The sequence below is a fragment of the Lentzea sp. NPDC051213 genome, assembly GCF_044455585.1.
Classification (GTDB): Bacteria; Actinomycetota; Actinomycetes; order Mycobacteriales; family Pseudonocardiaceae; genus Lentzea.
Map to the genome: position 1 here is coordinate 136,649 of NZ_JBITEX010000009.1, position 13,480 is coordinate 150,128.

A 13,480-nucleotide genomic window follows, 5' to 3' on the forward strand; every position below is an offset into this window, starting at 1 on the left:
CGGAAAAGGGCCATCCCGGCAACTTTCGTCGCCGAGATGGCCCTCTCGTGCGTTCTGCGGTTACGGCAGCTTCGTGATCCGGTCGAGCGCCGGAGCGCCCTGACCGGGGTGCGCCGTGAGGTACGCGGCGAACGCGTCCAGGTCGATGCCACCACCGGTGATGTTCGTGCCCTTGGTGAACTCGCTGAAGCCGTCACCGCCGCCCTGCAGGAAGCTGTTGATCGTCACGCGGTAGTTCGCGTTCGGGTCGAGAGCGACGCCGTTGAGCGTGATGCCGGAAATCTTCGAACCGAACGCCGCAGACGCCGACCAGCTGTACTTCAGGCCGGCCGAGGGCTGCAGCACGAACGTCCTGGTCGCGCTGAACTGCTGCTCCAGGGCGTTCTTGATCTGCGCGCCGGTGAGCGTGACCGTCTGCAGGATGTTGCTGAACGGCTGCACGGTGAATGCCTCGCCGTAGGTCGTCACACCGTTGCCCTCGCCTTCGGCCGAACTGGCGAAGGTGAGGTCCGCGCGCACACCGCCGGGGTTCATCAGCGCGAGCACCGCGCCGTTGCCGGCGGTGGCCGCCAGCTGGGAGTCGGCGATCAGGTTGCCCAGCGGAGACTCGCCGGCGGGGTTCTGCGCCCGCGGGATGTCGCTGCCGATGGTGCCGACCGGCCTGTTCGCGATCGGGCGGACCTTCGTCTTGGCCACGTCGACCAGCGCCTGGATCGCGGGGTCCGGCGTGACCGTGCGCGTCACGATCTTGTTGTCCGCCTTGGTCTCGCCGCGGATGACGTCGCGGGTCCGCCGGTCGATCTTGAGGTCGACGACGCTCAGCTCACGCCCGAACGCCAGTCCCTCGATGAACGGCCGCGGGTTGCCGGCCGGGTCCTTGACCACGCAGTTGTAGTGCTGGTGGCTGTGCCCGGAGAAGACCGCGTCGATCTTCGGGCTGACCTCGGTGGCGATCTTGCTGCCGGGGTTCTGCGCCGCCACGTTGCACGCGTTCGGCCCGCCGCCGGGGCTCGTCACCTGGTCGCCCTGGTGCACGAGCAGGACGATCGACTTCACGCCGATCGCGTCGAGGAAGTTGGCGTACCTGTTGGCCGCCTTCACCTCGTCGCCGAACTGGATCTCCTTGATGCCGTTCGGGTCGACCAGGATCGGCACGTCCTTGAGCGGCATGCCGATGAACCCGATCGGAATGCCGTCCCGGAACTCCACCCAGAACGGAGGAAGTGCCGGCAGCCCGTTCTTGGCGTGCGTGACGTTGGCCCCGAGAATCGGGAAGTTCGCGCCTGGGTACGTGTCCTGGAACTGGCAACCGTCGACCGGGTGGCACCCGCCGCGCTGCATGCGCAGCAGCTCCTTGTACCCCTCGTCGAACTCGTGGTTGCCCGCCGCGGTCGCGTCCATGCCGACCTTGTTGAGCACCTCGACGGTCGGCTCGTCGTGGAACAGCGCCGACACGAGCGGACTCCCGCCGATCAGGTCACCCTGCCCGACGACGACCGAGTTCTTGACCTCGCCCTGGAGGTTCTTGATGTGCGTCGCGTTGAACGCGGCACCACCGGCGTCCACGGTCGTGCCGTCGGCGAGAACGACTCGCCCGGACGAACCGCTAGGAGGCTCGATGTTGCCGTGCAGGTCGTTGATTCCGATCAACCGCACGTCAACCGTGCCCCGCCCGCGCAGGGACTCGACATCTGCCTGTGCAGGTCCCGTAGCGCTGATGACAGTGGCCGCGGCGGCGGTGATCGCCAGAACGGAAAGCCGTCTGAACGAACTCATGGGATAGAAGCCCTCCATGGCGAGGTTAACGCGCGTGTACGGCGGAGGAGTCTGCCTCCCGATCGCGTCGTTTACCAGAGAAATGACTCGATCGTCATCCTCAGGTCTAGCCTTGTTCGCGTGACACCTAGTGACCAGGAGCCGCGCTGGCTCGACGAGGGCGAGATGCGTGCGTGGCGCACCTACGTGAACGGCAACTCGATGCTCATGGACCGCCTGCACCGAGAGCTGCAAGACACCCACGGAGTGTCACTGGCGGACTACGAAATCCTCGTGCGCCTATCCGAACAGCCCAACCACAGCATGCGCATGACGCAACTCGCCGAAGACGTCGCCTCCTCCAAGTCGCGCGTCTCCCACCAGGTGGCCCGAATGGAAAAGGCGGGCCTGGTCCTGCGGCGCGAGTGCACAGAGGACGGCCGCGGCGTGCTGGCCGAACTGACCCCCGCAGGCATGCGGCAGCTGGTCGAGGCCGCGCCGACCCACCTGCGCGGCGTCCGCGCGCACATCGTCGACCTGCTCACGCCCGAGGAGGGCGAGGTGCTGGCCAAGGTGTTCGACCGGGTCATGACACACCTGCGGGAGTCGAACGGCTAGGCTTCCCGGCTGACGCGGTTCGCGTCTGGGGAAGCGTGGCAGAGCGGCCGAATGCACCCGCCTTGAAAGCGGGAGACGGGCAACCGTCCGGGGGTTCAAATCCCTCCGCTTCCGCAGTTTGACCAGCACAAAGAGGAGTGGCTCACCAGTCGGTGAGTCACCCCTCTTGTGTCCAGTCTCATTTCCAGTCTCATTCAGGTGCCCAGAGGAAGCCGTTGAGCCTCCCCGCGACGTCCTGTCGCATGGACTTGGTGACGGCATGTACCGCTCCGCCACCTCGAGTTGGATCAGCCCATGAACTCCTGAACGACGCGTTGCGGCACGTTCAGCAGCAGAAGCACCGTTGCTGCCGTGTGGCGCGCGTCCCGAACGTCCGCTTCGGCGAGCAGAGCCTTCCAGGCGTCATGGTCCGTACGCGGGTCGATCGGCTTGCCGTTGGGCTGCGTGAACATCCATTCGCCGTCGTCCCACTCCGAGCCCGCGGCTCTCCTGCTGATCGACCGAACTCGACAGGCGATGAGCCCAGATTCCCCAGTCGTGGCGCTTGATCGTCTTTTGAGGGCCGCTTGAGGTAGCTGCTTACGCCACCAGTGATATCGACAAGGACCTCAGACAGACCGGACTGTGTTGGCCCCGACGTCTTCTGAACGGCGTTGACCTGTGGAAGTGCTCTCAGGTCAACGCCGTTCCGCCTGTGCGACCCGCCTTTTCAGGTTCACTCAGATGGGGGTATTCGGCCTGTCAGTGTCCTGCCAGTATCGATTTCGCTCAGCGAGTTGATCGCTACACGGGGGCGAGTCCGGGGGATTCCAAGCACGTCGAAGTCTTCTTCTGCAGGTATTGCGATGTCGCGAAATTCGCTCTCCTTGTGCGATCAAATCTGCTTCCTACATGAGGGGGAATCATGAGGAACGGTGGTCGAGCGCAGGACGCCGCAGGTTACCGGCGTTGCGTCACCGCCCTTGCGCTCGCGCGGTCGAGCGAGATGTGGTAGCCGCATTCTGAGCCGGCCGTCGCTGCGTTACAGCGGCAAGGTGATCACTGTCCGTTAATGGCAGAAGTTACTGATGCTCATTTGGCGAATAGTCATCGGACGACCCGCTCTGCCAGCCTGCGTTGTAGACCTTGGCTGGTCAGCGAATGTGTTCATGGAAGGGCGGAGAGGCGCCCAAGTTCGGGAAAGTGTAATTCCTTGACCCGTTCACGATGATCGCGGCGAATCCATGAACCATCTTTGAGTTCGAAATTCAGGCAGTCCAAACGGGGGAATAATGCGACAGTGCAAGGCGGGAAAGTATTCCACTGCTCCTGGTCAGGAAAAGGCGACAAGGTTCCAGAAAATTGGTCGGGCCTTGCTGGTGGGAGTTGCAACGCTCGCGACGATGGTCGGCACGACCACTTTCGCCAGTGCTGCTCCGGCGTTGCCGGCGAGCGGAGAAGCCTCCAAGCTAGAGGTCTCGATGCAGGTCGGCGGCTTCGACAGTAAGGTGGCCGAAGCGAACGGTTACGAAATCCGAACCAGCGAAAGCGGGGCTCAGTACTCCGTAAAAAAGGGTACCCTGCGAGGCTCGTCGGATGACATGACCGCGCAGAACGAAGTAGCAGGTAACTGCGGGGTGTCGTTCCTTTACATCAACGGGCGTGGCGGCAATGCGATCGACATGAAAACCGGATTTGCGGTTAGAGATGCGGTATCTGATTTCACGTGGACCGTGACCTTGAACGATCAGGGTGGCCAGACCAAGCATGATTTCCTGGGGCACTACGACGCTGACGGCTATGTGGAAAAGAATCGTATTGTGGGGGGATTGACGCGCGGCTCCGCGAATGCCTACGTCATCGCCCTCGCCAATTTTGCTATTCTCGTGGACGGTACGGTCTGCTTCTCTGGTGGACCTGCCGACGTCACAACCATCTTCTGAGCGCACGCTGTACCGATGAAGCGCTCAGTTAACCGAGAGTGAGTGCTTCATGGACGACCGATCGATGGGGGCTGCGGATGTTCCTCGCAGCCCCCATCCTCGCGACCAGATCGCCGTCTTCCCAGCGCCGGTAGCCTCGGCGTCTTCGGGCATGGGCCTTGGACCGATCGCCACCTTGGCAACCCAGGGTGTCAATGGCCTGCCGTGGGCCGTCGATGTCACCTACAGGAGCTCGGATGGGAGGTTGCTGTCGGAGGTCAAGACCGTTCGGTCGCCGCACGGCCTCGACCCGCGAGGACTTCCTGTGGAGAACACTGAAATCCAGCTGCTCAACTTCCTGGCCAGAACCCGCGAACGCGAGCCTGGTAGCGCAGTGCCAACGCGCGAAAGCTTCGCAGCGGACCATGACATGGTCCGGACCGCCGTTGGCGAGGCAGTCGCTGTGCCCGTGAACATCATGATCGATCAGAATCCGCTTTCAGGGACTCGGATCGACGCGCTCGGTGTCGCAGTGATCGAGGTCAATTGGGGCGAGTGCACCGTCTACCTTACCGGCACGCCGGACCATCTCGGCACTCTTGAATTGCACACAACGACGACGGCCGACGTCGACCATCTCTAGCCCGCTGCTTTCATGACGTTTTTGGGCGACGGGTGTAGATCACGGAGAAGGTGCTCTGAACTGCAAGGATATGACTTGCTGAGGGTCATGTCCGAACCAGTTCAGGAGCAAACTACCAAGAGCCGGGGCACGGCTCCAGAACACGGACTTACCGGGGTGCAAGTCAGGGAGGCGGACCTTGCTGTAGCGCGGTTCAAGAAATCCATCCCGGCAGAGCGGTCTCTCGCCTCGCTCCGCGCCCGTCGGCCGGCGGCACGGTCACGGCAGCGTGAGCCGAAGGCGACTGCGATGAGCTTCCAACGCTCAGTAAGGGACGATCACGCGGCACGAGACCTGACCTGGCAGTCTCATACGTGGCCGTTCACGAGGGTTCGGTCGTTGCCCTATGGGGTCGCTGACCAGCGTAAAGAACCTCTGTGAACATGCCTGAACGGCCATGCCAATCCCTTGAAAGCGGGAGACGGGCAACCGTCCGGGGGTTCAAATCCCTCCGCTTCCGCAATACGAGCAGGGGCGGTGCGCCAAATGGCGTACCGCCCCCGCTCATGTCCCGGCTCAGGAGTGCGGGAGCACGAAGTTGTAGCCCGCCATGCCGTGTGCGCCGCCGGCCGCGCACACGCCGTTGGTCGGATAGCCGTAGAAGAACATTCCAAAGCACTTAGTGCAGAACCGCCAGTTGCCCTGAGCAGTGGGCGTTGCCGGAACGTCGTGCGGAAGCACGAAATTGTATCCAGCCGCGTCGTGCCCTGCTCCCGCAGGACAGCGACCGTCGCTCGGATAGCCGCGGAAGAACATTCCGAAGCATTTCGTGCAGAACCGCCAGTTGCCCTGCGCGGTCGACGTTTCCGAAACGTCGTGCGGGAGGATGAAGTTGTAGCCGGCCATGCCGTGTGCGCCGCCGGCCGGGCACACGCCGTCCGTGGGATAGCCGTAGAAGAACAGGCCGTAGCACTTGGTGCAGAAGCGCCAGTTGCCCTGGTTGCCCTGGATCGTCACGTCGGCCTGCGCGGTCAGTGCGCTGCCGGCGACCGTCAGTCCGGCGACGCCGGCGGTGAGCCGGATTGTGTTGGTGAGAAAAGCACGGCGATTGGATTCCCCTGAACGCAAGACAATCTCCCCTGTCCTGATGCCGTTTCTGAAGAAATGAAGCCACCGGGACAGGGGAGAGGTCAATGGAAATGTGAATCTTCTTCCGGTCAGCGGAACTGGTCAAAAAACGCCAAATAGCTGGCCGAACGTCAGCGCCGCGCGACCGCCAGCAACCGGTGGCTGCCGACCTCGAACGCACCTCCGTCGGTGTCGCCGTACAGGTCGACCGAGGCGTACCCGGCCGCCTGCAGCATCCGGGTCAGCTCGGCCGCCGTGTAGACGTGCTGAACGCAGGTCGACCGCTGGGTCCGCTCACCGTCGGTGAAGGTGAAGTCGATCAGCAGCCGCCCTCCGGCCACGTCGTAGGTGTTGACGGCGACCATGTCGACGCCGCCCGCCGACATCCGCAGCTCGCCCGGCAGCTGCGGCAGCAACGCCTCGGCCGAGCAGCCGTAGTCGATCACCAGAATCGGTGCGACGGAGGCCAGGTCGGCGAGGAAACGTTGCGAACCCGCGTGGTCGAGGTAGCCGAAGCTGTTGCCCATGCAGATGGCCAGGTCGGCGACGACGTCCTGGCCGGCGAGCTCGGCGAGGTCGCCCTGCCGCCAGTCGAGCTCGGGAGCGAGCGCGCGGGCGTGCGCGATGGCGTCGGCCGAGATGTCCAGGCCGGTGACCCGGTGGCCGCGGCGGGCCAGCTCGATGCTGTGCCTGCCGCTGCCGCACGGAACGTCCAGCACGCGTGCGCCCGGTGCGGCGAAGCCGGTGATGAAGTCGACCTCGGCGCTGGTCTGGGCCGGTTGGACGGCACCGCGCCAGAAATCGTTTGCGAGGTCGGTGAAGAAATCGGTGTACCACTTCAAGGTGGATGCTCCTGGTGATCGCGAACGGAATCAGCGATGTGTCACCGGGCAGGGCAGAGCGCGCGCCCGGTGTGTCCGGGGGTGCTCATGGCATCGGCCTTGTCTCGTGTGTGCGCCAGGAGGTTCCACTGAACCACGCCGGCGCCGGAAACCAGAAGCGAATTACACCTTGCGCGGGGTCGAGAAGCGGATCATGTTGCCCGACGGGTCGCGGAACGCGCAGTCGCGGACGCCGTAGAACTGGTCGACCGGCTCCTGCATGACCTCGGCGCCGGCCGCACTGACCTGCTCGAACTTGGCATCCACGTCGTCGATCTCGAAGATGAGCCCCTGCAGGGATCCCTTGGCCAGCAACGCGTTCAGCGTCTCGTAGTCGGTCGGCGGGATCGGCGGGCCGATGCGGGACAGGCCGATCTCGACGTCCGGCTGGTCCGCGGGGCCGACGGTGAGCCAGCGGTAGTCCTCGACGGACTCGTCGGTGCGGACCTCGAGGCCGATGACGTCGCGGTAGAACTTCAGCGCGGCGTCCTGGTCGTGGACGAAGAGGAACGTGTGCGAAAGCTTCATGCCACCGACCCTAGGCAGGCCGGCCACCGGACGCTTCTCGAAACCTGCTCGGTCGCGTGAGGCCCTTCAGGTGGCATCCCGGCACGGCGGCCAGCGCCTCGTGCGTCCGTGCCCGGTAGGCGGAAGGCGTCTCGCCGACCAGCTCGGTGAACCGCGAGGAGAACGAGCCGAGCGACGTGCAGCCGACCTCCATGCAGACCTCCGTGACGGACATCGTGCCCAGCCGCAGCAACGACTTCGCGCGCTCGATCCGCCGGGTCATCAGGTAGCCGTACGGGGTCTCGCCGTACGCCGCGCGGAACTGGCGGGCGAAGTGCGACGGCGACATCAGGGCCGCGCGGGCCAGCGCGGGCACGTCCAGCGGCTTCGCGTACTCGCGGTCCATCAGGTCGCGTGCCCGGCGCAGGTGCGCGAGGTCTTCCGGCGTCACGGCAACAGCATGCCACCGGCGGCGGACACAGCTGTCCGCGCTTTGCTCACGCGCTTCCCCTGCATCGCGTTGCCTTCGTCGCCAGAAAATCTTGAAATGATGCAGAACCGCGTTCCTCATAGCCCGTGATCTGCAGATACTTCCCTGAACGCGGTGGGCTGCGGTACTTTTCGGACGTCTTGCGGGCGTGTGCGGGGGCTTCAGCGCCGGCAAGTCACAACACCATTGGGGTCACTGGGGGATTCATTGTCCGAGACGTCGGTCAGCCGCGCCCTGCGCAGAATCACGGCTTTGACCACCGCGGCCCTGCTGGCGCTGGGTGGGACGTCCGCTGCGGCGTTGGCACAGGACGACCCGACGAGCACCTCGCCGGTGCCGACCGAGACGTCGACACCCCCGCCATCGGCCTCGGAAGCCGCACCGCCGCCCAGCAACGAGCCTGCGTCAGCCCCGCCCGCCAAGCAGACCGGCGTGTCCGGCGTCCTGTACGCGGACAAGAACCGCAACGGGCAACAGGATCCCGGCGAGGCGATCGAGGGCGGCAAGGTCGAGATCTTCGGCGGCAGCGACAGCTCCAAGCACGAGACGACCAGCGCCGCGGACGGCAAGTTCAGCTTCCGGGGCCTCGCGCCCGGCACCTACCACCCGTCCTACCAGCTCGCCGACGGCTGGGTCGTGCACCGCGAGAACTACCTGGGCGACCCGGTGACCGTCACCGCGAACGAGACGGCCGAGCTGACGGCACGCGCCGAGCGGCCCTACTCGGAGCAGCTCAAGGCCACGGCGGCGCTCGACCGCGACGACTACCGCTACCCGGCGACCGCGAAGATCACGCTGACCCTCACCAACACCACGGACCGCGAGATCAAGAACATCCAAGCGGCGTGCGACCGCGACGTGTCCGCGGAAGCGCTCGGCCGCGGCGCCGGTTGGACCACGTTGACCAGCACCGGAGTCACGCTCGCCGCCGGTCAGCAGCACACGATCACGATCGACGAGGCCCTCCCGCAGGCCGCCCAGCAGCAGGGCCTCGTCCGGCTCGGCTGCGACTTCGCACCGCAGGCCGACTGGAACAAGGACGGCCCGGCCGCCGGTGACCAGGCGACCGTGAGCGGCGGCACCGGCGGCTACACGATGGTGCTCGGCGAGGACCGCAACGGAGACCTCCGCATCGACGCCGACGAGGCCGCGAAGAACACGAAGGTCCTCCTGCTGCGCCCGCAGACCGGCGAACAGGCCGCCGAGGGCACGAGCGACGGGACCGGCAAGATCGAGTTCACCGGCCTGCCCGCCGGCGACTACCGCGCCGTGCTCATCGGCTCGTGGGCGTTCACCGACCCCGCCGGCGCCACGGTGCGCATCACCGCGGAAGGCGGCTTCAGCTACCGCTTCCTGAAGCACGCGAGTCCGGCGAACCTGCGCGTCAGCGCCAAGTTCGCCAAGCCGAGCTACCAGTCCCACGAGACCGTCCACTTCGACCTGACCGTCACGAACATCGGCGGCCAGACCGCCGAACGCGTCCGGGTGCCCTCGTTCTGGGAGGTCAGGATCCCCAACGAGCAATTCGGCGACTTCGGGTGGAACGGTCCCGGCGTCCAGATCCCTGCCGGTGAGTCCCGCACCTTCAGCTTCTCCGGCAAGATCCGCAGCTTCGGCAACGGCAGGTTGAGCGTCCACTGCGAGATCGACTACCTCGGCGAGCCGAACCCGACCACCAGCTACGCCGACGCCACGGCCGACATCGTGCAGACCACCGGTGCCGTCGAAGGCGTCGTCTACGCGGACAAGAACCGCAACGGCCAGCAAGATCCGGGCGAGGCCGCTCCCGGCACCAAGGTGGAGCTCAACGGCGGTTCCCCCGACCAGTACCTGAGTGCCACGACCGACGCCGACGGCCGGTTCTCGTTCGCGGGCATACCGACAGGCGACTACTACGTCTCGTACACGCTGGCCGACGGGTGGCTTGTGCGCATCGAGCGCGGCAACCCGCAGGTTCGGGTGGAACCAGAGGCGACGCTGCAGCTCACCGCACGTGCGGTACGGCCGGACAGCGAGGTCCTCACCGCGAGCGTGACGCTCGACAAGACCGACTACGCGGTCGGCGAGGAAGCCAGGATGACCCTCACGGTCAAGAACCGCGGCGACCGGGCGGTCGAGGGACTGCAGATCGGGTGCAACGGCAACAACGACCCGAACGTCCTCGGCGGCGGTGCCGACGAGGTGCCCGGCTGGGAAGAGCTGAGCCACCGAGGCGCGGGGATGACGCTCGCCCCCGGCGAGACGAGGTCGGTCGTCGGTGTCGAGAAGGTGCCCGCCGCCGCGGCCCGCTACCGCAAGGTGGAGGTCTTCTGCGACCTCGCGCGGAACATCGGCTACAACTTCGACGGCCCGCGCGTGTACGACTGGGCCACCGTGCCCGGCGGGACCGGCACGGTGGCGGGCCCGCTCTACTACGACCGCAACAAGAACTTCAAAGTCGATGCAGGCGAGGCCATCGCCAACACCCGCATCGTGCTGCGCACTCACCGCGAGAACGGCGCCAACGTCACCGAGACGGTCTCGGACGCCAACGGCAACGCGCGCTTCGAAGGCGTTCCCCCTGGATCGTGGTGGGCGTGGGTCGACGGCCCGTGGAAGTTCGAAGGGGAGTACGGCGGCCGCCTCGAGGTCCAGGCCGGCTTCCTGTCGGAGGTGGGGTTCCCGGTGGTGCCAGGTCCGCCGCCCAGCCCTGATCCCGACCCCGGCACCGGCGCCGGCGAACCCGAAGGCGGCGGTGGTGCGACGAAGGCCCTCGCGAGGACCGGCGCCAGCGTGCTCGGTCTGGGCCTCGTCGCCGCGTTGCTGGTCGCGTTCGGCATTGGTGCCCGCGTAGCCGGCCGCCGCAGGACCAACTGAGGGAGGTGTCGTCAATGCCCTTGTCCCGCAAGCCGCGCACGATCGCGGTCCTGAGCATCGCCGCCCTGCTGGCAGTCAGCGGCACGGCGTTCGCTCAGGACGACCCGGTGAGCACTTCGCCGGTGCCGACCGAGACGTCGACGCCGACACCGCCGACCTCGGAACCCGCACAGCCGCCGCGCGAGGCGCAGGCGCCCCCGCCGGCCAAGGAGACCAGCGTGTCCGGCGTCCTGTACGCCGACAAGAACCGCAACGGGCAGCAGGATCCCGGCGAGGCGATCGAGGGCGGCAAGGTCACCTTGATCCGCGACCGCGACAACCAGAGCCAGACCCACAAGGCGACCAGCGCCGCGGACGGAAAGTTCAGCTTCCGCGACATCCAGCCCGGCGCCTACTTGCCCGTGTACGAGCTGGCCGACGGCTGGGTGGTGCATCACGCCGAAGATCCCCTGCTGACCGTCGTCGTGAACCAGCCGGTTGAGCTGGCGGTGCGCGCCGAGCGGCCGTACTCGGAACAGTTGAAGGCCGCCGCGTCGTTCGACCACAGCAGCTATCAGTTCCCGGGGACCGCGACGGTCACGCTGACGCTCACCAACGTCTCGGACCGCGAGCTCAGGGGTATCTCGGCCGACTGCGACAGCGTCGAGGTCGAACACGGACTCGGCCGCGCACAGGGGTGGCGGGTGCTGACCGGTGACGGCGTGACGCTCGCCCCCGGTGAGCAGCGCACGTTCACGATCCCCGAAGCCGTCCCGCCGGCCGGCCGCAAGCGGGGCCTCGTCACGCTCGACTGCCACTTCGCACCGGTCGTCGACCTGAACACCGATGGCCCGGCCGTGCACAGGACGGCGGCGGTGAACGGTGTCGCCGGTGGCTACACGGTGGTGATCGGTGAGGACCGCAACGCCGACCAGCGCATCGACGGGGACGAGGCCGTCAGGGACACGAAGATCGTTCTCCTGAACCCGAAGACCGGTGGGCAAGTCGCCCAGGGCACGAGCGGCGCGGACGGCAAGATCCAGTTCTCCGGCCTGCCGGTCGGCGACTACCGCGCGGTGGTCGTCGGGCCGTGGGCGTTCGCCGATGCCGGCGGCAGCCTGGTGCGCATCACCGACGGTGGCGACTTCGGCTACCGGTTCCTGAAGCGAGCGAGTCCCGTGAAGCTGCGCAGCACGGTGAAGTTCGACAAGGAACGCTACGAGTCGCATGAAACTGTGCGCTTCGACCTGACCGTCACGAACGACGGCGGCCAGGTCGCCGAACGCGTCCGGCTGCTCCACTCGGTCTACGACATGGCGGTCCCCGACGAACAGTGGGGCGACTTCCGGTGGGACGGTCCCGGCCTCCAGATCCCGGCAGGCGAGTCCCGCACCTTCAGCGTCTCGGGCAAGATCCGCGACTTCTCCAACGGCAAGCTGACCCTCTACGGGGGCATCGACTTCATCGGCAGGACGAACGCCGATCAGAGCTATTACTCCGGCGAGGTCGACGTCGTGGAGACCACCGGTGCTGTCGAGGGCGTCGTCTACGCGGACAAGAACCACAACGGACAACAAGATCCGGGCGAGGCCGTCGCGGGTGCCGAGGTCGGGTTCGGCGGCGGTGCTCCCTACGTCCACCTGGCTGCCGTGACAGACGCCAACGGCCGGTTCTCGTTCGCGGACGTTCCGTCGGGCGACTACTCGGTCCACTACTCGCTGGCCGGCGGGTGGCTCGTGCACACCGCGCAGGACAACGAGACGGTCCGGGTGGAGCCGGGTCCGGTCGTGCAGCTGACCGCACGTGCGGAGCGGCCGTACAGCGAGATGCTCAAGGCGACCGTGGTGCTGGACAAGACCGAGTACGTCATCGGCGAGGAAGCCAAGATCTCGATCAAGCTGACGAACACGAGCAATCAGACGCTCAGCGGGATCACGGCGCAGTGCAGCGAGTCTCCCTACGCCAACCAGTTCGGCAACTACACCCACGAGGGTGTGAGCGCGGGCTGGGGCGAACTGCTGCCACCGGGCAAGGGCGTGACGGTCGGCCCTGGTGAGACGAAGACCTTCGTCGCCGCCGAGGAGGTGCCCGCCGGGGCGAGGTTGTTCCACAAGGTGGTCGTCGAGTGCGACTTCGCGCCGAACGCGGCGCGCAACACCGACGGCCCACGCGGCTACGACTGGGCCAGCGTGCCCGGCGGTTCCAGCGTGCTCAAGGGCCGGCTCGCCCACGACCGCAACAAGAACAGCGTGGTCGACCCCGGTGAGGCCATCGCCGGCACGCGCATCGTGCTGCGCACCCACCGCGAGAACGGCGCGAACGTCGTCGAGGCCACCTCGGACGCGGACGGGAACGTGCGGTTCGAGAGTGTTCCTGCCGGCGAGTTCTGGGCGTGGGTCGACGGGCCGTGGAAGTTCGAGGGCGACGACGGCGGCCGCGTGTACCTCTTCGCCGAGGGCGAGCAGACGACGCCCTTCTTCGTGGTGCCGGGTGAGCGTCCGTCGCCTGACAACAGCGGTGGCACCGAGAGTGGCGGCACCGGGGGCGCGCTCGCCAAGACCGGGGCCAGCGTGCTGGGGCTCGGCTTGGTCGCCGCGCTGCTGGTGGCGTTCGGCATCGGTGCCCGGATCGCCGGTCGCCGCAAAACCGCCTGAGAGGAGGGTGGCGCACGCCACTGTCCTGAGTGGATTGTTGATGTTGGAAACGGCTTCCCCGAAATGCGGGAAGTCGGGTAGTTTGCCCG

11 protein-coding genes and 1 tRNA gene are annotated in these 13,480 nt (G+C 66.5%); 6 read left to right on the plus strand and 6 right to left on the minus strand.

The window, feature by feature from the left end:
* Positions 1-60: 60 nt before the first annotated feature.
* Entirely contained in the window at positions 61-1,776 is a 1,716-nt protein-coding gene (locus tag ACIA8G_RS34845) for a bifunctional metallophosphatase/5'-nucleotidase (RefSeq protein WP_396422990.1), read from the minus strand.
* Between the two features lie 165 nt (positions 1,777-1,941).
* Between ACIA8G_RS34845 and ACIA8G_RS34850 the strand changes: the two genes are divergently transcribed.
* Positions 1,942-2,373: a MarR family winged helix-turn-helix transcriptional regulator gene (locus tag ACIA8G_RS34850; protein WP_396423287.1), complete on the plus strand. Its 432-nt coding sequence runs from the start codon at positions 1,942-1,944 to the stop codon at positions 2,371-2,373.
* 29 nt (positions 2,374-2,402) lie between these two features.
* A tRNA-Ser gene (locus ACIA8G_RS34855) sits at positions 2,403-2,487 on the plus strand.
* 173 nt (positions 2,488-2,660) lie between these two features.
* Here ACIA8G_RS34855 and ACIA8G_RS34860 read toward each other — a convergent pair.
* Positions 2,661-2,825, minus strand: coding sequence for a hypothetical protein (locus ACIA8G_RS34860; protein WP_396422991.1), 165 nt, complete (start codon positions 2,823-2,825; stop codon positions 2,661-2,663).
* A 930-nt stretch (positions 2,826-3,755) separates the two neighbouring features.
* Here ACIA8G_RS34860 and ACIA8G_RS34865 point away from each other — a divergent pair.
* A complete protein-coding gene (locus tag ACIA8G_RS34865) occupies positions 3,756-4,295 on the plus strand; it encodes a hypothetical protein (protein ID WP_396422992.1) in 540 nt (179 codons plus the stop codon).
* Between the two features lie 49 nt (positions 4,296-4,344).
* Positions 4,345-4,917, plus strand: coding sequence for a hypothetical protein (locus ACIA8G_RS34870; protein ID WP_396422993.1), 573 nt, complete (start codon positions 4,345-4,347; stop codon positions 4,915-4,917).
* Between the two features lie 555 nt (positions 4,918-5,472).
* Here ACIA8G_RS34870 and ACIA8G_RS34875 read toward each other — a convergent pair.
* The 4 genes from ACIA8G_RS34875 to ACIA8G_RS34890 form a co-directional block, all read right to left on the minus strand.
* Positions 5,473-6,090: a hypothetical protein gene (locus ACIA8G_RS34875; protein WP_396422994.1), complete on the minus strand. Its 618-nt coding sequence runs from the start codon at positions 6,088-6,090 to the stop codon at positions 5,473-5,475.
* A 65-nt stretch (positions 6,091-6,155) separates the two neighbouring features.
* Complete coding sequence (locus tag ACIA8G_RS34880) at positions 6,156-6,866, minus strand: class I SAM-dependent methyltransferase (protein WP_396422995.1); 711 nt, start codon at positions 6,864-6,866, stop codon at positions 6,156-6,158.
* A 162-nt stretch (positions 6,867-7,028) separates the two neighbouring features.
* Entirely contained in the window at positions 7,029-7,433 is a 405-nt protein-coding gene (locus tag ACIA8G_RS34885; protein ID WP_396422996.1) for a VOC family protein, read from the minus strand.
* A gap of 10 nt (positions 7,434-7,443) precedes the next feature.
* Complete coding sequence (locus ACIA8G_RS34890) at positions 7,444-7,863, minus strand: helix-turn-helix transcriptional regulator (RefSeq protein ID WP_396422997.1); 420 nt, start codon at positions 7,861-7,863, stop codon at positions 7,444-7,446.
* 291 nt (positions 7,864-8,154) lie between these two features.
* On the opposite strand from ACIA8G_RS34890, the gene ACIA8G_RS34895 reads away from it, so the two are divergent.
* Positions 8,155-10,758 (plus strand): SdrD B-like domain-containing protein, encoded by a 2,604-nt coding sequence (locus ACIA8G_RS34895; RefSeq protein WP_396422998.1) that lies wholly within the window; start codon positions 8,155-8,157, stop codon positions 10,756-10,758.
* Between the two features lie 14 nt (positions 10,759-10,772).
* Entirely contained in the window at positions 10,773-13,391 is a 2,619-nt protein-coding gene (locus ACIA8G_RS34900; RefSeq protein WP_396422999.1) for an SdrD B-like domain-containing protein, read from the plus strand.
* Positions 13,392-13,480 lie beyond the last annotated feature (89 nt).